Raw genomic sequence first — 19,471 nt, forward strand, 5'->3', positions numbered from 1 at the left:
CAGAAGCCTTGTGCATACTGGCCGACCCTTTTTGACCCTTTTAAGCCCTTTTCGAGAGGAATCGCCCATGTTTAAAGTCAACGAGTACTTCGACGGCACCGTCAAGTCGATCGCTTTTGGCACTGCTGAAGGCCCTGCGACCATCGGCGTCATGGCCCCGGGCGAATACGAATTCGGCACCAGCCAGCGTGAAATCATGCACGTGGTCTCGGGCGCACTGACCGTCAAACTGCCAGACAGCAGCGACTGGGAAACTTTCGCTGCGGGCAGCCAGTTCAACGTGCCAGCCAACAGCAAGTTCCAGCTGAAAGTGGCCGTCGACACCGCTTACCTGTGCGAGTACCGCGGCTGAACCTACGGTTTTCGGCGGTCATAAAAAATGCCCGTGTCCAAGGACACGGGCATTTTTCGTTTCAGGGCGGGTTATTCGAGGATTTCCACCGGCATGCCGACTTCAAGCCGGCCGTTGCCGTCGTTGACCAGGTTCTGACCGAACATCGCGCCGTCTGCCTGGGCACGGGTTTTCTGCAGGGTTGCCAGTGGTTCGCGGTCAGCGCTGCGCTCACCGGTCTGCGGATCGATGGTGGTGAGAATGCACCGCGAGCAGGACTTGACCACACGAAACTCGACATCACCGATGCGGATCCGCTTCCAGCCATCCTCGGCGTAAGCATCACTGCCTTCGATCACCAGATTCGGCCGGAACCGCAGCATTTCCAAAGGTCGCCCGACTTCCTGCGACAAATGTTGGAGCGATGCCTCGCCAATCAACAGCAGCGGGAAACCATCGGCGAATGCCACTTGGTCGTCATCGTTGCCGTACCCGGCCTGGGTCGTCCGGGCGCGATCCAGCGGCACTTGCACCAGTCGGGTCGGCTTGCCGATAAAATCGCTGACCCAGCGGGCCGCCTCTTCACCGGCATCCGGTACGCGCAAGGTATCGCGCCAGATGGTCACGCCACGCAGGTCGTCGTCGCTGCCGGGCAAGGCGACATCGATTGCCGAATGACCCGGCGCGCTGAGCGTCAGGCCGCCGCTGGCATTCCAAAGTGCCGACAACTGACTCATTTTCGCTTCGGCACGCTGGGTCAGGAACCGCCCGCTGGCCTCGTCCACCAGCATCCAGCGTCGGTCGCCCTCAAGCCCCAGTTTGTCCAGGCCGATCCCTTGCAGGACCTCGCCCTTGGCGGATTTCAACGGGTAACGATAAAGCGCGCTCAGACGCAGCATGGCCAGCTCCCTGGTGGGTCAAAAACGCCACCCTATACGAGCTTTGTCAGCGAATCAAAGGCTGACGCAGGGTCAGCCTCGACAGGTTGATCAGGCCGGCACTTCGTCGAGCATCAGACGCTGGCGGACCACATCGACCAGTTTGTCCGGCTGGAACTTGGAGAGGAAGTTGTCGCACCCGACCTTCTTCACCATCGAGTCGTTGAAACTGCCGGACAGCGAGGTGTGCAATACCACGTACAGGCCACGCAGGCGCGGGTCGTTGCGGATTTCGGTGGTCAGGCGGTAACCGTCCATTTCCGGCATTTCCGCGTCAGTGAACACCATCAGCAGTTTGTCGGTCATGTTCACTCCGGTGTCGGCCCAGGCCTTGAGCAGGTTCAGGGCTTTCAGACCATCGCTGGCGATGTGCATCTTCACGCCCAACTGACCGAGGGTGTCGCGCAATTGCGAGAGCGCCACGTTGGAGTCGTCCACCAGCAACACTTCGCGGCCACGGGCGCGTTCGAGCACCGGATCGTCCAGTTTGTCGCGCGAAACCTTGGCGTTGTACGGCACGATTTCGGCGAGGACTTTCTCGACGTCGATGATTTCCACCAGTTGATCGTCGACCTTGCTGATGGCCGTCAGGTAATGCTGGCGACCGGCGCTGGTCGGCGGCGGCAGGATGGCTTCCCAGTTCATGTTGACAATGCGGTCCACGCCACCGACGAGGAACGCCTGTACCGAACGGTTGTATTCAGTGACGATGATGGTGCTGTTCGGGCCCGGCACCAGCGGGCGCATGCCGATCGCCTGGGACAGGTCGATCACCGGCAGCGTCTGGCCGCGCAAATTGACCACACCGCAGACAAACGGGTGACGCTGGGGCATCAGGGTCAGCTTCGGCAACTGCAGGACTTCCTGAACCTTGAACACGTTGATCGCGAACAATTGGCGCCCGGCCAGTCGAAACATGAGAATTTCCAGGCGATTCTCACCCACCAGTTGCGTGCGTTGGTCTACCGTGTCGAGAATGCCGGCCATCAATGACTCCTGGGCTTGTTCTGATGAATTCACTATTGGGGGTTATCGGCTGAATCTGGCGGATCTTGATCCCGTCACAAATCACCAACAAAATGCCATGAGCAAGCATTGATGTCACATTAACATCATGCTTTACTGGCCCGGTGAAATCATCTGCTACATTCTCTTCGGCGCGACCCCGATTTGCGCCACAGGTTCCCGTGCCTAAGGGAATCCCCTAGTAACAATCAGGCCCAACCTGATGTTCGCGATATCCAATAGCCATTAATGTGACGCCATTCTCATTGCATGAACGGAGTCAGGCTATTGTGTGCGATCGCAGTTCAGTGGAAACCCATCCTCTTGAAACCCCAGGTCTGTGCCAATGCACACCGGGGCGCGGTCTCGCGACGGTTCATGATCGTCGACACACACGGCATTCCCTCATCAGACATGACGTGGTGGAGATAAGCATGCCGAACGACCATAGTGACTGGGCGCAGCGGTTCCCCGAATTCCTTGTCGAGGCTGAAACGCTCCTGGCCAAGTCTGAAGAATGCCTCAGCCACTTGCAGTTGATCAGCAATGACAAGGACGCCATCGACTGCATGCTCAGCACCCTCCTCAAACTCGCGAACAAGGCTGATGCCCTGGCGTTGGGAGCGGTGTCCGAATTCTCCCTGCACCTGCATGGCCTGCTCACCCAGGTTCAGGATCACGTGGATTTGCATGCGCAGGCCCTGGAAGCACTGAAAGACTGCTTCACCCTGATGGCCTGGCAACTGGAACTGGTTGACCCAAGCACCGGCCAATTGGGCCTGGATGAAAGCGAACAGGTCTCGCTGATCGAAGCCTTTGCCTGCCAGGTCGGGCAGACTCACTTCCAATTGCCGCTCAATGGCAAGCCGATATCTCTCGTAACCTGGTCGGAGCGCCAAGCGTAACCGGGATCGCCGTGGGCTGTTTTGCCCCGTCAGTCTTCGCCGTCGAATGTCGCAATTGAATAGTTCATACCTGCCCGCGACACCCTCCAATAAATAATTACGCGCGATGAATGCAGACTATCCTCTGCTGATGTCAGGGTTTTCCTGTGTAAAAGAAAACTTGCCGACGCATCGATAATTATCGAGTCGGGTACTGCAACTTTTCCATTATGGAACCCCCGTCCAACATGGCCTGTTTCCTGACTCTTTGGACATATAGGGCAAACGCGACCAACGGTATGTTAAGTGGTATTATGCCGCCCGTTAGTTGTTTCAATTAATGGCATTGTGACTTCAATGATCGGTCTCCACCGAAGTTGGCGCTCAATTATCGATCACTGAACCGTTTTGAAATCAACAACCTGAATGACAGTTTTCCAGACAGAGACCGCCAGTCCTTCTGACCGGTCTGCCCGCAGCGAACATCCATTGGCTCCATCCGCTATGTACGCCAGCCTCAAGTCAATCACCACATGGCCTCCCTCCCGAGAAAATGCCCGCAGGTTCACACTCCTGCTGTGCACGGCTTCGGCCTTGGGCAGTCTGTTGAGCTATGGCGTCTCTGCGCCGCTGTCGCTCGGCCTGCTGCTGATCAACGTGGCGGCCGCCGGCTGCGTCTGGACGCAACATCGTCTATCGCGCAAATCCATCAAATTCCAGCCTCAGGAGCTGGCCGACCGTTTACTTGAAGTCCAGGAAAACGAGCGCCATCGCCTGAGTCGCGAACTGCATGACGATATTGGCCAGTTGCTGACCGCCGCCAAGCTGCAAAGCGAATGGCTCAAGCGTCGCTTGCCCGCGGACATGCAGGAACACTGTTCAGTACTTTGCGAGACTCTCGAAGAAACTCTCAACAAGGTTCGCGACGTTTCGGCCATTCTCAACCCGCGGCAACTGACCAGCCTTGGTCTGGAAGCGAGCCTGCGTGCACACCTGCTCAAGGTATTGACCAACACTTCGGTGCACTGGAGTCTGGACTGCCAGCAGCGTCTGAATGGAATCCCCGAAGAAATGGCCGTCGCCGCCTTTCGCATCACTCAGGAAGCAGTGACCAACATCCTTCGCCATGCGCAGGCCAAAAACCTGTTGATTCGCGTGCAACGCCTGCCACAGGGCCTGACTCTGCTGATCAGCGATGATGGCCTGGGCTTTTCCCCGGCGGTGAATCCGGGTCGAGAAGGACAGCGGGGCATGGCCGGGATGGCCGAACGCATCGAACAATTGGGCGGCACACTGAGCGTGACCAGCGAGCCGGGCAAAGGTACTCAAATCGAAGCACTATTCCCCTGGGCGCCCCGGGCACTCGAGCGGGCCAGTACGAATAAGGTTATGCGTTGACTTGTAACTTACTTCTGGTGGATGACCACTCGCTGATCAGGGCCGGCGTGCGCGCCCTGGTGCTGGATATTCCCGGTTATGCGGTAATCGGCGAGGCCAATGACGGCTCGCAGTTGCTCGAAATGGTCGAGCTGCTGTCTCCCGATATCGTATTGCTGGACATTTCCATGAAAGAAACCAGCGGTCTGGAAGCCCTCCAGCGGCTCAGACGAGTGCGCCCACACGCCAAAGTGCTGATTCTGTCGATGCACACCGACCCCGCGCTCATCATGCAGGCGCTGGAGTCCGGTGCGCACGGTTACCTGCTCAAGGACACCACGGCCACCGAGCTCGAACATGCACTGGAGGCGCTGCGCAACAACGAGCGCTATTTGAGCCCGGCCATCGCCCACACCGTGATCAATCAGGCGTTGACCCGCAATCTGAAGCAACAGCCGGAAGTCGCCGAGTCGCACAACCTGACGGCACGCCAGCTGGAAATCCTGCGTTTGATCGTGCGCGGCAAGTCCACGCGGGAAATCGCCAATGGCCTGGGCTTGAGCATCAAGACGGTGGAAACCCACCGCTCGCAGATCATGAAACGCCTGCAGATCTACGATGTGGCGGGCCTGGTGCTGTTTGCCGTGCGCGAACAGATCATCAGTCTGGACGACTGAGTCGGGGCGTTGTGCTCAACAGCGGCGAGTCCTTGGGCAAATGCACGCGCAACGCTCCCGGACGCGCCACAAACCGCAGACTGTCGCCCTCCAGTGGCTCACCGTCGAGATTGATGCAAAGCCCTTCAGCGACCTTGATTTCAACCCATGGCAAGCGGGTGCGCACGAACATGTTGTCGATGCCGAACCCGTCGCTGAGCAGATTCTTCAGCGTGCCAACCAGCTCCTGCGGGGCTGGCAGGATACTGATATCCAGAAGGCCGTCGTCCACCAGCGCTTGCGGGCACAACACATGTCCGCCACCGGCCTGTCGGCCATTGCCAATCCCCAGCGCCAGCAGCTCGCCACGCCAGTGAAAGTCCGGCCCCTGCAATTCGCCGTAGGCGGCATGCAGCTCGCTGAACCGCGATAAACCGGTGAACAGGTAAGCCGCGCCGCCCAACACTTTTTTGAGATCTTCCGACGTGTTGGCCGTCACCTGGCTGCCGAACCCACCGGTGGCCATGTTCAGGAAGATCTGCCCGCCGACTTCACCCAGATCAATGTCATGGGCGGGTGCCTCAAGCAATTCGAGCGCTTCGCCCGGCTCCAGCGGAATAGCCGCCGCGCGGGAAAAATCGTTGGCGGTTCCCAGCGGCAACAGCACCAGACTGGCCTTGCCCGGCACTGCCGCCAGTGCTTCGGCGATATCGCGCAGGGTGCCGTCTCCACCGCCGGCGATGATCTGACGGTATCCCGCCGCCAGCGCCTCCTCCACCAGTCGCTGCGCATCGCCGGCCTCCCAGGTCAGACGGACCGCCAGCTCCCAGCCCTGCTTGCGCTTGTCCTCGACAGCAGCCCGAACCACCTCGTTGAGTGCCTGCTTGCCATGCAGAATCAACAATGCCTTGCGTTCACTCATTGCGGTCACTCCCGGAATTGAATCAGTACGGGACATCTTGACCCTCAACCCGGGTAAAAAAGTCGCAAGCTTTCTGATTAATTCCTGAAGATCGCCCTGCTCGTCCTACATACCGGTACTTTTTCGTACAGAACGTAAGGAATCGGCTCAATTGACCCAGCCCGGTCATTGGTACAACGTGTATCGGCGCAAGCGATCTTCAATTCAATTACACAAGGATGTGCATGTAATGAGTGGATACAGTCTCAGGACTTTCGATATTTTGCAGACCGGCATTTGCCAACAGAACCCCATGGCGGCAGGTGGGCGTTTCCATGCAAAGCCATGAAACAAGACTATCCGTGAGTCCGGTTGCCTCTCTCTCCGAAAGTCGCGCCAGTCTTAAAGACGAATTCAAATGCAGCGCCAGAAATACTGGAGAAAACGATATGGAACCGCGTGTCACCGAGCTGGAAACTCACCTCAAGTACATTCGACGCGATATGGACGAAGTCAGAGGAGACGTCAAAGCCATCAAACATCGCCTTGCCTACTCGGCAGGTGCGACAGCGATGGTGCTCGGACTGTTGGGCTGGATTGCCAACAGCCGGTTCGATCAGCTCGTCACACTGCTCAGCCGTTGATCCAGCTGAAAGGCAGGCATCGTTTAGCGACTATGCCTGCCTTTCAAATGCCTGCAATCAACCGAGCAGCTCACTGAGTGGAATGAACGGCACGTGGTCTCCCTTGGCCAGGACTCGGCCTTCCTGCACCTCCACCAGCCCCTCGGCCCAGGCAGCGCTGCGCAGGACGCCCGAACTCTGGTTACGGTAGATAACCGCTTGCCCCTGCTCCAGACGCCCGCGCAGAAACTCACGGCGGTTACCGGCCTGGGGCCAGACAAATCCTGCGGGCACCGAAAACTTCAGCGGCTCGACATCCTGCACACCCTGGCGACGCAACAGATAAGGTCGAGTCAACAAGGCAAAGGTCACCAGCGTCGAGGCAGGATTGCCCGGCAATCCAATCACCGGAACACCGCGAAAATGCCCGACCGTCAGCGGCTTGCCGGGTTTGATTGCCAGCTTCCAGAGTGTCAACTCGCCCTCTTCCCTCAACGCGATTCCGAGGAAGTCCGCTTCCCCGACCGATACGCCACCGGTTGAAAGAATCAGGTCTACATCCTGAAGTTCCCCCAGTCGCGCACGGGTGGTAGGCAGGTCATCAGGCAGAATACCGGCATCCACCACTTCACATCCGAGTCGCTGCAACCAGTTGCACAACAATACCCGGTTGCTGTTGTAGATCTGTCCCGGCCCCAGTGTCGTGCCCGGCTCGACCAACTCGTCCCCGGTGGACAGCACCGCCACACGACCCCGGCGAACCACCTCGAACCCTGCGCAACCCAGTGATGCAGCCAACCCCTGCTCGATCGGACCGAGCCGTGTTCCAGCGGCCAGGACCAACTCACCGACTGTCGTTTCCTGGCCTTGCGGGCGAATGTTCTGCCCGGCGACCATCGTCTCTGTGAAACTCACACGCTCGTCGGCATGAATCTCGGCGTTTTCCTGCATCTCGACACAATCAGCACCGGCAGGTACCGGCGCACCGGTAAAGATCCGTGCGCAGGTGCCTGGCTTCAAGGGTTCCGGTGCCTGCCCGGCGAAGACTTTCTGACTGACCGGCAACGGTTCGCCGGTCCAGTCAGCCAGATTCAAGGCATAACCGTCCATGGCGCTGTTCGGCCATGGCGGCAGATCCAGCGTCGAAATCAGATCCTGCGCCAGCACCCGCCCCTGAACCTGAGCCAGAGGCAGAAACTCGCTCTCGACAATCCGCGAGCGCTCCGCCATTTCCAGCAAACGCGCCAATGCCTCTTCAACAGGCATCAGAGTGCCGGTCTTGCCCGGCTTACCCACGGGATTCACAAGGCGCCGCCTGTTTCAAATGAGTGACGAAATTGCACGGGCGGTGGCGTGAGTCCAATTGCTCGGCGAGGATGCCATCCCAACCGGTGCGCACTGCGTTGGTCGAGCCTGGCAGGCAGCAGACCAGCGTGCCATTGGCCAATCCCGCCAAGGCTCTGGATTGCACGGTGGAGGTGCCGATGTCGGCCACCGATATCTGGCGGAACAGCTCACCAAAACCATCGACCTGCTTGTCCAGCAAGCACGCGACCGCTTCAGGGGTGCTGTCGCGGCCGGTAAAACCGGTACCACCGGTAATCAGCACCACTTGCACGACGTCTTCGGCAATCCAGTGAGCGACTTGCGCACGAATCTTGTACAGGTCATCTTTGAGCAGCACTCGTTGCGCCAGATGGTGGCCAGCGGCCGTCAGACGGTCGACGAAGACCTGGCCGGAGGTATCGGTTTCCAGGGTGCGGGTGTCGCTGACCGTCAGTACCGCGATATTGAGCGGCACGAAAGGTACATCAGCCTTGGCTTTCATAGGCTCGTCCAGTTGTAGGAGAAACAGCCCGGTGTTATATCACAGCGCCCCCTTTTTTCGCCGCCCCAGCGGAGAGCTGCCATGACTTTGAACACGCCATTACCACCCTGCTCCATTCTGTTGCTGGCAGGTGGGCGCGGCCAGCGAATGGGTGGCCAGGACAAGGGACTTGTGGAATGGCACGGTGAACCGCTGATCGCGCATCTACATCGCAAGGTTCGGCCGTTGACGGATGACTTGATCATCTCCTGCAACCGTAATCGTGATCGCTATGCGCCGTTCGCCGACCAGTTGGTGAGCGATGACGAGGAGGATTTTCCCGGACCATTGGCCGGTATTCGCGCCGGCTTGAACGCCGCGCGCCACGGCCATCTGCTGGTACTGCCCTGCGATGTCCCGCGCATCAATCTTGCGCTGCTGCACAGCATGCGCGAGGCGGCCAGTCTGAATTCTGAAAAACCTTTAATGTTGCGACATGACGATCATTGGGAACCGCTGCTTTGCGTCATCCCGGTGGCGCTTCTGCCCGCGTTCGAAAACGCCTGGAACGCAGGAGAACGCAGCCCCGGCCGGGTGATGCGCAATCTTGATGCCCAGGCCCTGGTTTGCCCTGACAACGATCCACGCCTGGCCAATCTCAACACCCCTGAACTGTTGAGTTCGCACAACACTGTGTCAGACTGACAGCATTCAAGGAACTTGCACGCCTTGTATACGTCTCAAGCTCAGTAACCAAAAGAATTTCCCTTCGGAGACACACTCATGACTCAACGGACCCTCGCCACTTTCATGCTCGCACTGGGCCTCGCCACCCTCGCCGGTTGCGCTTCGCCAACAGTGATCACCTTGAATGACGGTCGCGAAATCCAGGCTGTCGACGCCCCTAAGTATGATGAAGATTCGGGCTTCTACGAGTTCGAACAACTGGACGGCAAACACACCCGCATCAACAAGGATCAGATCCGTACTGTCAAAGAGCTGTAAGTCTTCAGTTCGACAGCGGATACAGAAAAGCCCGCAATATGCGGGCTTTTTCGTGCCTGACAGAAAAGGGCCGATATCAGGGATCACCAGTCCAGCCTGATCCGGCTTTCAAATTCGCGCACCTGCCCCGTGACAGGGTCGATGAATCGCAACCCCTGCGCCAGGAGCTTGAGCGGATTGGCGTAGTCATCTTCAACGTCTTTGAGCACTTCGGGGTAAAACGGATCATTGCAGATGCTCGCACCGAGTGCCGTCATGTGTACCCGCAGCTGATGCTTCTTGCCGGTCACCGGATACAGGCCGTAGCGCCAGAGTTCACCGTTCTTTTCAAGAACCTCAACCGCCGTTTCGGTGTTACTTACGCCCGGCCCTTCCTGCATTCGGAAAAATGGTTCGCCGTCGACCATGCGACTCTTGTGCACCAATGGAAAGTCCAGCCCGGGCAGCGCGGCCGCAATGGCCTCATAGCGTTTTTCGATTTGCCGTGTCGGAAACAGTGACTGATACGCCGACCGCGTTTGTGGGTTGGCGGAGAAAATCACCAGCCCGGCCGTGTGCCGGTCAATCCGGTGCAGGGGCACCAGATGGGGATTGTCCAGGCGCCGGATCAATCGGCGAAGCAGCGTCTGCTCCACGTACTCACCCGCCGGGGTCACCGGAAGGAAATGCGGCTTGTCGGCCACCACCAGATGGTCGTCCGCATACAGGATCGACTCGACCACCGGGATCGGCTTTTCATCTGGCACTTCACGAAAATAGTGAATGCGCAGCCCTTCCTTGTAGGGCAAATCCAGCGCGATCGGCTGACCCTGACCATCGAGCACCCGGCCCCGGGCGATTCGATCCAGCCATTGATCGCGCCCGATGGCACTGAAATGCTCACACAGGCAATCGAGCACTGTCCGCCAGCTACCGGGGGGCAGATACAACGTGCTGGCCTGATTCTGTGCGGCGGAAAACGTGGGTGTGCTGGACATACGGATAACTCGAACCTTCAAAGCAGAGCGGCATTATCCAACACCCGGCGCAGCAGACCTAGCGCGGAATCAGGCGGGGATCGATTTGAGCGCCGCCGCCTCGGTGAATTCCTTGAGCCAGCGCAACACATCCACGGCGTCCCAACGGCCCGGATCGTACAAGGCGTACAACAATCCCTGATAACCGACCACATCCAGTTGTTTGTGATAGCCGGCGCGCTGAAACAAGGCCTCGATCTCGGCAAAGCACGTATTGAAATGCAGCTTGTTGAAGGGAGTCTTGCCTTCCGTGACCAGACCGTCCAGGCGCAATTCGTGGACGGCCTCGCGCACGACGTCAACCGACATCCCGTTCACGCTGCTTTTCAACTGTTCGACATTGACCACGGTTGCTCCCTCTGACATCCGGCTTGCCCTGACGAATACCTGGAAACGGCATGGCAGGCCAACCCAATTACTGTATGCGCATACAGTAACCGAATAACCCGAAAAGTGCCAAGCCGTGATTGAGCGAAGGTGACGAGCGCCATCAACGCAGAAGAGAAAAGCCCCTTAACGCAGGAATGCCACCACCTGGTCGGCGCTGAACGGCCATCCCAGTTCCGCACCGGTATCGACCCTTCGCAGGACCGGGATCCGCAGGCTGTAAGCCTCGAACCACGATTCGTCGTCAGCAATATCCACCAGTTCCACCAGCAGGCCATGCTCGACAAAAGGCATCAGTTCGGCCTCCGCGACTTCACACAAATGGCACCCCAGGGTGCCGAACAACTGGCATTCAGGAAGCATGTGCGCTCAACCCCAAAAATCGAGTGATCATTCTAGGCCTGCCTGCAAAGCCCGTCGACCCACCCACCGGGCTCGATCCCGCCCCCTCGTAAAACCCTGATGTAAATCAGCCCACAAAATCGCCATTTACGCGATGCTCCGGTGTTTTTTACCTCTACGCTTGAAGAGCCTGACCTGTCCCGGAGTGCCTTGTGTTTGCCAATCTGCTGATCATTCTGGCGTCGTCCCTGGTGATGATTGCCCTGTTCCGTCGCCTGCGCCTGCCGCCTGTGCTGGGCTACCTGTGCGTGGGTTTGATGGTCGGGCCGAAGGCATTCGACTGGATCAATGAAAGCGAACATCTACCGGATCTTGCCGAACTGGGCGTGGTGTTTCTGCTGTTTTCCCTGGGGCTGGAGTTCTCCCTGTCGAAAATGATTGCCCTGCGCAAGGTGGTTTTCCGACTGGGCAGCCAGCAGGTGCTGATCACCACTCTGCTGCTGGGAAGCGTGCTGATGTTGCTGGGCATGCCCGCCACACCGGCCTTGTTGCTGGGCGCTGGCCTGTCGCTGTCATCCACGGCGATTGTGACCAAGGAATTGGGCAGTCTCGGCGAAATCTTCAGCAGCCACGGCCAGAACGCAGTGGGCGTCCTGTTGTTCCAGGACGTGGTGGCCGTGTTGCTACTGACGTTGGTACCGGTGTTCGCCGGCAGCAGTGATCAGGCCTGGTACTGGGCGTTGCCCCTGACCTTGTTGAAGACCGTATTGCTGTTTTTCGGTTTGTTGCTGGCCAGCCGCTGGCTGCTGCCCCGCCTGTTTCAGGAAGTCGCGGCTTCCCGATCGGCGGAATTGTTCGTGCTGCTGGCACTGGTGATCGTGTTGCTGACGGCCTGGCTGACCCACTTGCTGGGCCTGTCTCCAGCCCTCGGCGCGTTCCTCGCGGGCATGCTGCTGGGCGAAAGCCATTACCGGCATCAGATCGAGGCCGACATCCGGCCATTTCGCGACATTCTGCTGGGACTGTTTTTCGTCAGTATCGGCATGCTGATCGACCTGCAACTGTTCGCCAGCCACAGTCTGCTGATTATCGGCATGACCCTGGGCCTCTCGGTGATCAAAGGTCTGGTGGTGGCGCTATTGGTGAAATGGCGCGGCAGCGACAGTGAAACGGCCTGGCGCAGCGGCCTCGCCCTCGCCCAGGGTGGTGAGTTCTGCTTCGCCCTGATGGCGCAGATGCAGCAGACCCGGCTGCTCCCCGCCGAGCTCGGCGCCCTGCTGCTCGCCGCCACCTTCTGCTCGATGCTGCTGACGCCCCTGCTGTTACGCGCCGCACCGCGCATCGCCGCCGCCCTGCACCGCAAGCCCAATCAGGAAGCGCAGATCGAGGAAATCAGCGCCCTCAATGCCGGGTTCGACGGGCATGTGGTGATCTGTGGCTACGGCCGGGTTGGTCAGTCGATCGGGCGCTTCATGCGCAATGCCGGGCAATCCTACGTCGCACTGGACAACGATCCGGTGCGAATTCAGGAAGCTGCCACCGCCGAACGCGACGTCCACTACGGCGATTCAACCCGCGGCGATCTGTTGACCGCCGTCGGTTTGCTGCGCGCCAGATTGCTGGTAATTGCCGTGGATCAGGCCGATGTGGCCTTGCGGGTTCTCAAGGAGGCCAGACGCCTCAACCCGACGGTGCCAATTCTGGTGCGCACCCGGGACGACAGCCAGTCGGCCGAGCTGAAAGCAGCCGGCGCCAGTGAAGTGGTGCCGGAACTGCTGGAGTCGAGCCTGATGCTCGGCTCCCATGCCCTGATCCTGCTGGGGTTTCCTGCGCACCGGGTGCAGGAGAAAGTCGATCAGGTGCGCATCGATCGTTATCGCCTGCTTCACGGCTTTTATCCCGGAGCCGACGATGAGGAGACCTAGTCCTGACTCACCGCGCCGATCTTGTGCAACGACAGGTCGGCGCCGTAGTACTCCTGTTCCTGGCTCAGGCGCAGACCATGCAGCGCCTTGATCGAGCCATAGACAGCGAAACCGCCAATCAGCGCCACCGCCACACCGAGGGCGGTGCCGATCAACTGGCTGATCAGGCTGACGCCACCGAGCCCGCCCAACGCGGTCGAGCCGAAGATCCCGCAGGCAATGCCGCCCCATACGCCACACAGACCGTGCAACGGCCAGACACCCAGCACGTCATCAATGCGCCATTTGACCTGTGCTGCGGTGAAGCACCAGACAAACAGGGCGCCGGCAATCGCGCCGGTCACCAGCGCGCCGACCGGATGCATCAGATCAGAACCGGCGCACACCGCCACCAGACCGGCCAGCGGACCGTTATGCAGAAAGCCCGGGTCGTTGCGCCCGACGATCAACGCCGCCACCGTGCCGCCGACCATCGCCATCAGCGAGTTGACTGCGACCAGTCCGCTGACCCCTTGCAGGGTTTGCGCGCTCATCACGTTGAAGCCAAACCAGCCGACGATCAGGATCCACGAACCCAAGGCGAGAAACGGAATGCTCGACGGCGCGAACGCCACCAGGCGACCATCGCGGTAGCGTCCGTTGCGCGGCCCCAGCAGCAACACCGCCGCCAGCGCCAGCCAGCCGCCCATGGCATGCACCACCACCGAACCCGCAAAGTCATGGAAAGGGGCACCAAACTGCGCGGTCAGCCAGGCTTGCAGACCGTAGTTGCCGTTCCAGATCATGCCTTCGAAAAACGGGTAGATGAACGCTACGATCAACGCCGTGGCGCACAGTTGCGGCACAAACCGCGCTCGTTCGGCGATGCCTCCGGAAATAATCGCCGGGATCGCCGCCGCAAAGGTCAGCAGGAAGAAAAACTTCACCAGTCCATAACCATGATCTGCACTGAGCACCGCCGCCGGTTGCAGGAAGGTCACTCCATACGAAAGCCAGTAGCCTATAAAGAAATAGGCCAGGGTCGACACCGCGAAGTCGCTGAGAATCTTCGACAGGGCGTTGACCTGGTTTTTCTGGCGAACCGTTCCGACCTCCAGAAACGCGAACCCGGCGTGCATGGCCAGCACCATGACCGCACCGATCAGAATGAACAACGTGTTGGAACTGTGAACCAGCGTGTCCACAGCGCTTTGCAGATTTTCCATGAGGAGGCAGACCCAAGGCTGAAAAAGGCACCAAAGCGGTTCATGCGCACATTTCATGCACCAAGTTGCGACTGCGCGATCACTGATCCGGTGGTCCGGTGAACCGCTTTGGCGCACAAGGTCGATGGGCTGACATGAACCCTCATCATCCGGGCCTTGCTTTGCCCGGTTTCGCGCCCGGCAACAGCGCACTGCCACCGATCGACGCACCACGACACAGCAAAAGCTGTACCAAGCACTTGTAATGAACCTTCACTCTTGGCTCATACTCGAACGCTTCAGAACACCGCTTCAGAACGCCACTTACGGAGATCCCCCATGGCCAGCATCAAGGCAAAGACTGCTCAAGAAATCCTGATGAACGACTTCCAGACTCTGGTCAGCGACACTGAACGCTTGCTGGAACACACCGCCACGCTGGCCGGTGATCAGGCTGACGAGCTGCGCGAACAGATCCACGAAAGCCTGCTGCGCGCACGGGAAACCCTGAAGCTGACCGAGGACACCCTGCGCGAGCGCGGGCAGGCTGCGGTCACTGCCACCGAGGAATATGTCTCGGCCAACCCTTGGCAATCGGTGGGCATCGCCGCCGGCGTCGGCTTCCTGATCGGCCTGCTGGCCACGCGGCGCTGATCATGTCGATCGGTGAATCCGGCCCGGACTCGGGCACCGCCTCCTCCACGCGTCGTCTGGGTGCTGCCGTTCTCGGCCTGCTGCACAGCCACGTCGAACTGTTCGGCATCGAATTGCAGGAACAGAAAGCACGCACCGTCAGCCTGTTGCTGTTCGCTGGCCTGGCGCTGGTGTTTGCGCTGCTGTTGCTGGTCGGCCTGTCGACCCTCGTACTGATCGTGTTCTGGGACACCTATCGCCTGGCCGCAATCATCGGGCTGTGCGTGTTCTACACCCTGGCGGCGATCTTCTGCGCGCTGCGTCTCAAGGCCGCGATCTTCGATGAATCCTCGCCCTTCCACGGCACGCTGGAAGAACTGGCCAATGACCGGGAGCGCCTGCTGCCATGAGCCTGCCTGAACTTCCGCACAACAGCTCACGCCGGGAAATGCGCAAGGCACTGATCCGTTTGCGCATGGAAATGCATCGTCAGGAAATCCGCCACGAAACCGGCCAGGTCCTGCAGCCTCTGCAACGCATGCGCGGCATGACGCAAAACCTGCAGGGCGGTTTCGGCATCAAGCACGCGCCGTTGTGGGGCGTAGCCGCCGTGACGCTGCTGGGTTTCATCACGGGTAAAGGAGCCAAAAGCGGTGGTGTCGGCGGCTTGACCCGACTGATCCGCCTGGGCACCAGCCTCGCTCCGCTGATCAAGCTGGTCATGCAGAGTTCGAGCAAGCGCTGACCCCTCGCATCTGGCTGCATTCTTGCAACACCGGCGGGATTGAATTTCTTATCCGGAGGTTCAATCCCGCTCGCCTATCCGGCCGGCAGAATTCGACCAGAACAAGAACGACAAGGAGGCCCCGTGATCGACGGGCAACCGCTCGCCTGCTTTCAACCTTTCATCGATACCGCCACCGGACGCATTGCAGGGGTCGAGGCACTGGGCCGTCTGCGCCAGGCCGACGGCCAACTGGCGTCGGTCGGACCGCTGTTCGCCGACCCGCGCACCCCGGCCGTCGCGCTGCGCCGAATGGACCGGCAGATCCGCGATAACGCGCTGAGCCGACTGCATGAGGCGCCGCCGGACTGGTTTCTCAGCCTGAACATGTCACCGCGCTGGATCAGTCGCTTGCGTGCCGACCAGGCGCTGCCAAGCCTGAAACAGCTCGCGCGGCACGGTATCGACCCGCAACGGATTGTTTTCGAAATCACTGAACTGGGCGGTAACAGCCAGCGCCTGAGCGAAGTCGTGGCGCGCTATCGCGATGCCGGTGCCCGGATCGCCATCGACGATTTCGGCGCCGGCTATTCGCAGCTCGATCGCGTGCTGGCGCTGCAACCGGACATCCTCAAACTCGACATGCGCCTGTTCCAGGCCGCCGCACTGGGCGGGCCGAGCAGTGACGTGGTCAAGGCCCTCGCGCAAATGGCCGAAAAAACCGGCTGCTGGATCATTGCCGAAGGCGTGGAAACCGCGGCGCAACTGAATTTCGCGCTGGAGTGCGGATCGCGTTACGTGCAGGGCTTTCTGTTCGCCCGGGCGCAGGAGGCGTTTTTCGGCACGGATGACTTCGTTGAACGCTTTGCCGAGCTGCGCCAGTCCTACGTGCGTCAGAAGCTGGCCGAACGCAGCAAACTGATGTTCATGCGCCAGCAGCTCAGCGAACTCATGACCATCCTGCAAACCTGGGCCCAGGCCCGCGCCCCACTCAGCGCTCTGCCTCAGCTCGACGCCTTCCCCTGGCTGCTGCGCTTCTATCAGTGCGACCGTCACGGCACCCAGCTGACGCCAAACCTGGAGTGGCGACAAAGCGGCTGGGTGGCCGACAATCGCTACCTGGGCCACAACTGGTCCTGGCGCCCGTACTTCTATCACCTGCTGGCCGAAGGTTGGGAGGAGCGGCGCCTGACCCTTTCCAACACCTATCGCGACGCGACCAGCAACCAGTATTGCCTGACCGCCGGACAGTTTTTCGATAACGGCGAACGCCTGTTGTTGATCGACATCGATGCGGCGGGATTGTAGTTGCGCTTGCAGATGCCAGCCTGAACCGGGAAGCTAGGGAATCAGTCACCAGACGGAGAGAATCAGCCTTGGATTGGCATACCCTGCTCAACCGCGAACGTCTCGGCAAACCGTTGCACAGCCCGCAGGAACTTGGCCGCAGCCCGTTCCATAAAGACCATGACCGCATCATCTTCTCCGGCGCCTTCCGCCGTCTGGGGCGCAAGACCCAGGTGCATCCCGTGTCGAGCAACGACCACATTCACACGCGCCTGACCCACTCGCTGGAAGTCAGTTGCGTCGGCCGCTCGCTGGGCATGCGTGTCGGCGAAACCCTGCGCCGCGCCCTGCCCGAATGGTGCGAGCCGAGCGATCTGGGCATGGTGGTTCAATCGGCCTGCCTGGCACACGACATCGGCAATCCGCCGTTCGGCCACTCCGGTGAGGACGCGATCCGTCACTGGTTCCAACAGGCGGCGGGGCGCGGCTGGCTGGACGCAATGAGCGACGCCGAGCGCGGTGACTTCCTGAATTTCGAAGGCAATGCCCAGGGTTTCCGAGTTCTCACGCAGCTGGAATATCACCAGTTCGACGGCGGTACCCGGCTGACTTACGCCACCCTCGGCACCTATCTGAAGTACCCGTGGACCGCGCGTCACGCCGACTCCCTCGGGTACAAGAAGCACAAATTCGGTTGCTACCAGAGCGAGCTGCCGTTGCTGGAGCAGATCGCCCACAAGCTGGGTCTGCCGCAACTGGAAGAGCAGCGTTGGGCGCGTCATCCGCTGGTGTATCTGATGGAGGCGGCGGACGACATCTGCTACGCCTTGATCGATCTGGAAGATGGCCTGGAAATGGAGTTGCTGGATTACGCCGAAGTCGAGTCGCTGCTGCTCGGTCTGGTCGGCGATGATCTGCCTGAAACCTATCGCCAGCTCGGCCCGCAGGATTCGCGCCGGCGCAAGCTGGCGATCCTGCGCGGCAAAGCCATCGAGCACCTGACCAACGCTGCCGCCCGCGCCTTCGTCGAACAACAGGACGCACTGCTGGCCGGTACATTGTCTGGGGATCTGGTGGAACACATGCACGGCCCGGCCAAACGCTGCGTGCTGAACGCCAAGGACACCGCGCGCAAGAAAATCTTCCAGGACAAGCGCAAGACCCTGCATGAAATCGGCGCCTACACGACCCTGGAGATTTTGCTCAACGCCTTCTGTGGTGCTGCACTGGAGCAGCACAATGGCCGCACGCCGTCGTTCAAGAGCCGCCGGATCCTCGATCTGCTGGGCAACAACGCACCGGATCCGCACGGTCCTCTGCACGCGTCGTTCCTGCGCATGATCGACTTCATCGCCGGCATGACCGACAGCTACGCCAGTGACATGGCGCTGGAAATGACCGGACGCTCCAGCCAGTGAATCTCGCAGCCCGACCGATCTGAAACGGGTCGGTCGGGCCGGACACTTTGTGACGAAGCTCGCATCCATCTTTTCATGCCACTTTCAAAAAACCGAAGATAAAACTTCAATCCGATAACGAACATCTTAAGAAAACATTCCGCCCCTCGACTAAAACCTTATCAAGAACAACGCTTGAACTTCTCACGCTTCTACCTACGCCAAACCTAGTTAACTCGTAGTCTAATTCTTCTTTGTTTGTAGGACTTCTCCTAGATTACTGCTACCCCCCTGTCACTTCATGCGACTACTCATTTTTCTGAGCTAAGGTGCGCCCTTTATTCGCGCTCGTATGGGATTTTATTATGAACTCCGTTTTTATTGTCGACGATCACCCGGTCATCCGCCTTGCCGTTCGAATGTTGCTGGAGCATGAAGGTTATAAAGTCGTCGGAGAAACCGATAACGGTGTCGATGCCATGCAGATGGTTCGCGAATGCATGCCCGACCTGATCATTCTCGACATCAGCATTCCCAAGCTCGATGGCCTGGAAGTCCTGGCCCGCTTCAACGCCATGAGTTCGCCATTCAAGACCCTGGTACTGACCGCACAATGTCCGACTCTGTTCGGCATTCGCTGCATGCAGTCGGGCGCCTCGGGTTATGTGTGCAAACAGGAAGATCTGAGCGAGCTGGTCAGCGCAATAAAAGCCGTACTTTCCGGGTACAACTACTTTCCCAGCCAGGCCTTGAACCCCGTTCGCCACGACGATATACGGTATGCAGAACTGGAACTTTTCAAGTCCGTCAATGATCGCGAACTGATGGTGCTGCAACTGTTTGCCCAAGGACGCACAAACAAGGAAATAGCCAAAGGCATGTTTCTCAGCAACAAAACAGTAAGTACTTATAAGCAATAATTTCATATGTACACAACAAATTTCGCGGAGCGTTACGTCGGCTAGGAACGGCAAATCTCAAGTTCAAGGAGCCACCATCATCCCCCCTACCCAACCGGTTATCTCCTCATCTCGGCAAACGACACAGAA

The 19,471-nt window shown here is 59.4% G+C and carries 22 protein-coding genes and 1 pseudogene; 14 read left to right on the forward strand and 9 right to left on the reverse strand.

Annotated elements, in window-relative coordinates; all coding sequences use genetic code 11:
- The first annotated feature begins 67 nt into the window (after positions 1-67).
- Positions 68-352, forward strand: a complete 285-nt coding sequence (ppnP, locus tag KJY40_RS20470) for a pyrimidine/purine nucleoside phosphorylase (RefSeq protein ID WP_007940055.1) — start codon at positions 68-70, stop codon at positions 350-352.
- Positions 353-423: 71 nt separating this feature from the next.
- On the opposite strand, the gene KJY40_RS20475 is transcribed toward ppnP, so the two are convergent.
- On the reverse strand, positions 424-1,230 hold the full coding sequence (locus KJY40_RS20475; protein WP_085744946.1) for an MOSC domain-containing protein: 807 nt from the start codon (positions 1,228-1,230) through the stop codon (positions 424-426).
- Between the two features lie 90 nt (positions 1,231-1,320).
- Positions 1,321-2,256 carry a chemotaxis protein CheV gene (locus tag KJY40_RS20480; protein WP_230732376.1) on the reverse strand — a complete coding sequence of 312 codons (936 nt, stop codon included), beginning with the start codon at positions 2,254-2,256 and terminating at the stop codon, positions 1,321-1,323.
- Positions 2,257-2,708: 452 nt separating this feature from the next.
- On the opposite strand from KJY40_RS20480, the gene KJY40_RS20485 reads away from it, so the two are divergent.
- From KJY40_RS20485 to KJY40_RS20495, 3 genes are all read left to right on the forward strand, one after another.
- Entirely contained in the window at positions 2,709-3,179 is a 471-nt protein-coding gene (locus KJY40_RS20485) for a hypothetical protein (protein ID WP_230732378.1), read from the forward strand.
- A 483-nt stretch (positions 3,180-3,662) separates the two neighbouring features.
- Complete coding sequence (locus KJY40_RS20490; RefSeq protein WP_230737731.1) at positions 3,663-4,556, forward strand: sensor histidine kinase; 894 nt, start codon at positions 3,663-3,665, stop codon at positions 4,554-4,556.
- Positions 4,553-5,212 carry a response regulator transcription factor gene (locus tag KJY40_RS20495; protein WP_230732381.1) on the forward strand — a complete coding sequence of 220 codons (660 nt, stop codon included), beginning with the start codon at positions 4,553-4,555 and terminating at the stop codon, positions 5,210-5,212. The genes KJY40_RS20490 and KJY40_RS20495 overlap by 4 nt, the downstream gene beginning before the upstream one ends.
- On the opposite strand, the gene yegS is transcribed toward KJY40_RS20495, so the two are convergent.
- Complete coding sequence (gene yegS, locus KJY40_RS20500; protein ID WP_230732383.1) at positions 5,196-6,113, reverse strand: lipid kinase YegS; 918 nt, start codon at positions 6,111-6,113, stop codon at positions 5,196-5,198. The genes KJY40_RS20495 and yegS overlap by 17 nt on opposite strands.
- 314 nt (positions 6,114-6,427) lie before the next feature.
- Between yegS and KJY40_RS20505 the strand changes: the two genes are divergently transcribed.
- The gene (locus tag KJY40_RS20505) at positions 6,428-6,736 is read left to right on the forward strand and encodes a hypothetical protein (RefSeq protein WP_230732384.1); all 309 of its coding nucleotides are present in this window, start codon (positions 6,428-6,430) and stop codon (positions 6,734-6,736) included.
- Between the two features lie 57 nt (positions 6,737-6,793).
- On the opposite strand, the gene KJY40_RS20510 is transcribed toward KJY40_RS20505, so the two are convergent.
- Together KJY40_RS20510 and moaB are read right to left on the reverse strand one after the other, a co-directional pair.
- Positions 6,794-8,020, reverse strand: coding sequence for a molybdopterin molybdotransferase MoeA (locus KJY40_RS20510; RefSeq protein WP_230732386.1), 1,227 nt, complete (start codon positions 8,018-8,020; stop codon positions 6,794-6,796).
- Positions 8,004-8,543, reverse strand: a complete 540-nt coding sequence (moaB, locus tag KJY40_RS20515; protein ID WP_007955742.1) for a molybdenum cofactor biosynthesis protein B — start codon at positions 8,541-8,543, stop codon at positions 8,004-8,006. Before moaB ends, KJY40_RS20510 begins: the two co-directional genes overlap by 17 nt.
- An 81-nt stretch (positions 8,544-8,624) precedes the next feature.
- On the opposite strand from moaB, the gene mobA reads away from it, so the two are divergent.
- Both mobA and KJY40_RS20525 read left to right on the forward strand, forming a co-directional pair.
- Positions 8,625-9,227, forward strand: a complete 603-nt coding sequence (gene mobA / locus KJY40_RS20520; RefSeq protein WP_230732387.1) for a molybdenum cofactor guanylyltransferase MobA — start codon at positions 8,625-8,627, stop codon at positions 9,225-9,227.
- 78 nt (positions 9,228-9,305) lie between these two features.
- Entirely contained in the window at positions 9,306-9,527 is a 222-nt protein-coding gene (locus KJY40_RS20525; protein WP_007955739.1) for a YgdI/YgdR family lipoprotein, read from the forward strand.
- Positions 9,528-9,610: 83 nt separating this feature from the next.
- On the opposite strand, the gene KJY40_RS20530 is transcribed toward KJY40_RS20525, so the two are convergent.
- The 3 genes from KJY40_RS20530 to KJY40_RS20540 all read right to left on the reverse strand — a co-directional run bounded on the left by KJY40_RS20530 (position 9,611) and on the right by KJY40_RS20540 (position 11,293).
- Positions 9,611-10,504 (reverse strand): pseudouridine synthase, encoded by an 894-nt coding sequence (locus tag KJY40_RS20530; RefSeq protein WP_230732389.1) that lies wholly within the window; start codon positions 10,502-10,504, stop codon positions 9,611-9,613.
- 69 nt (positions 10,505-10,573) lie between these two features.
- Positions 10,574-10,891, reverse strand: coding sequence for a hypothetical protein (locus KJY40_RS20535; RefSeq protein ID WP_007955735.1), 318 nt, complete (start codon positions 10,889-10,891; stop codon positions 10,574-10,576).
- A gap of 165 nt (positions 10,892-11,056) precedes the next feature.
- Entirely contained in the window at positions 11,057-11,293 is a 237-nt protein-coding gene (locus KJY40_RS20540; protein ID WP_007955734.1) for a glutaredoxin family protein, read from the reverse strand.
- A gap of 191 nt (positions 11,294-11,484) precedes the next feature.
- On the opposite strand from KJY40_RS20540, the gene KJY40_RS20545 reads away from it, so the two are divergent.
- Entirely contained in the window at positions 11,485-13,197 is a 1,713-nt protein-coding gene (locus KJY40_RS20545; RefSeq protein WP_230732391.1) for a cation:proton antiporter, read from the forward strand.
- Here the strand turns inward: KJY40_RS20545 and KJY40_RS20550 are convergent.
- Positions 13,194-14,402 (reverse strand): ammonium transporter, encoded by a 1,209-nt coding sequence (locus KJY40_RS20550; protein WP_085744955.1) that lies wholly within the window; start codon positions 14,400-14,402, stop codon positions 13,194-13,196. The genes KJY40_RS20545 and KJY40_RS20550 overlap by 4 nt on opposite strands.
- A 318-nt stretch (positions 14,403-14,720) precedes the next feature.
- Between KJY40_RS20550 and KJY40_RS20555 the strand changes: the two genes are divergently transcribed.
- The 6 genes and pseudogenes from KJY40_RS20555 to KJY40_RS20580 all read left to right on the forward strand — a co-directional run.
- Positions 14,721-15,035, forward strand: coding sequence for a DUF883 family protein (locus tag KJY40_RS20555; RefSeq protein WP_007955729.1), 315 nt, complete (start codon positions 14,721-14,723; stop codon positions 15,033-15,035).
- A gap of 2 nt (positions 15,036-15,037) precedes the next feature.
- A complete protein-coding gene (locus KJY40_RS20560) occupies positions 15,038-15,424 on the forward strand; it encodes a phage holin family protein (protein ID WP_007955728.1) in 387 nt (128 codons plus the stop codon).
- Positions 15,421-15,759, forward strand: coding sequence for a hypothetical protein (locus KJY40_RS20565; RefSeq protein ID WP_064598290.1), 339 nt, complete (start codon positions 15,421-15,423; stop codon positions 15,757-15,759). The genes KJY40_RS20560 and KJY40_RS20565 overlap by 4 nt, the downstream gene beginning before the upstream one ends.
- A 123-nt stretch (positions 15,760-15,882) precedes the next feature.
- Positions 15,883-17,046, forward strand: a complete 1,164-nt coding sequence (locus tag KJY40_RS20570) for an EAL domain-containing protein (protein WP_230732394.1) — start codon at positions 15,883-15,885, stop codon at positions 17,044-17,046.
- A gap of 68 nt (positions 17,047-17,114) precedes the next feature.
- The gene (locus tag KJY40_RS20575) at positions 17,115-18,443 is read left to right on the forward strand and encodes a deoxyguanosinetriphosphate triphosphohydrolase (protein ID WP_230732396.1); all 1,329 of its coding nucleotides are present in this window, start codon (positions 17,115-17,117) and stop codon (positions 18,441-18,443) included.
- A 344-nt stretch (positions 18,444-18,787) separates the two neighbouring features.
- Positions 18,788-19,339: pseudogene (locus tag KJY40_RS20580) on the forward strand (response regulator); the annotation flags it as partial.
- Between the last annotated feature and the right edge of the window lie 132 nt (positions 19,340-19,471).

It is taken from the genome of Pseudomonas fitomaticsae (assembly GCF_021018765.1).
GTDB classification, from domain to species: domain Bacteria; phylum Pseudomonadota; class Gammaproteobacteria; order Pseudomonadales; family Pseudomonadaceae; genus Aquipseudomonas; species Aquipseudomonas fitomaticsae.

Bases quoted from the DNA above. Each gene is read 5' to 3' on its own strand.
- KJY40_RS20480 (WP_230732376.1), bottom strand. From the start codon at position 2,256: ATGGCCGGCATTCTCGACACGGTAGACCAACGCACGCAACTGGTGGGT.
- yegS (WP_230732383.1), bottom strand. From the start codon at position 6,113: ATGAGTGAACGCAAGGCATTGTTGATTCTGCATGGCAAGCAGGCACTC.
- KJY40_RS20525 (WP_007955739.1), top strand. From the start codon at position 9,306: ATGACTCAACGGACCCTCGCCACTTTCATGCTCGCACTGGGCCTCGCC.
- KJY40_RS20540 (WP_007955734.1), bottom strand. From the start codon at position 11,293: ATGCTTCCTGAATGCCAGTTGTTCGGCACCCTGGGGTGCCATTTGTGT.
- KJY40_RS20505 (WP_230732384.1), top strand. From the start codon at position 6,428: ATGCAAAGCCATGAAACAAGACTATCCGTGAGTCCGGTTGCCTCTCTC.
- KJY40_RS20475 (WP_085744946.1), bottom strand. From the start codon at position 1,230: ATGCTGCGTCTGAGCGCGCTTTATCGTTACCCGTTGAAATCCGCCAAG.
- moaB (WP_007955742.1), bottom strand. From the start codon at position 8,543: ATGAAAGCCAAGGCTGATGTACCTTTCGTGCCGCTCAATATCGCGGTA.
- KJY40_RS20530 (WP_230732389.1), bottom strand. From the start codon at position 10,504: ATGTCCAGCACACCCACGTTTTCCGCCGCACAGAATCAGGCCAGCACG.
- ppnP (WP_007940055.1), top strand. From the start codon at position 68: ATGTTTAAAGTCAACGAGTACTTCGACGGCACCGTCAAGTCGATCGCT.
- KJY40_RS20550 (WP_085744955.1), bottom strand. From the start codon at position 14,402: ATGGAAAATCTGCAAAGCGCTGTGGACACGCTGGTTCACAGTTCCAAC.
- KJY40_RS20555 (WP_007955729.1), top strand. From the start codon at position 14,721: ATGGCCAGCATCAAGGCAAAGACTGCTCAAGAAATCCTGATGAACGAC.
- KJY40_RS20560 (WP_007955728.1), top strand. From the start codon at position 15,038: ATGTCGATCGGTGAATCCGGCCCGGACTCGGGCACCGCCTCCTCCACG.
- mobA (WP_230732387.1), top strand. From the start codon at position 8,625: ATGACTTTGAACACGCCATTACCACCCTGCTCCATTCTGTTGCTGGCA.
- KJY40_RS20565 (WP_064598290.1), top strand. From the start codon at position 15,421: ATGAGCCTGCCTGAACTTCCGCACAACAGCTCACGCCGGGAAATGCGC.
- KJY40_RS20490 (WP_230737731.1), top strand. From the start codon at position 3,663: ATGTACGCCAGCCTCAAGTCAATCACCACATGGCCTCCCTCCCGAGAA.
- KJY40_RS20485 (WP_230732378.1), top strand. From the start codon at position 2,709: ATGCCGAACGACCATAGTGACTGGGCGCAGCGGTTCCCCGAATTCCTT.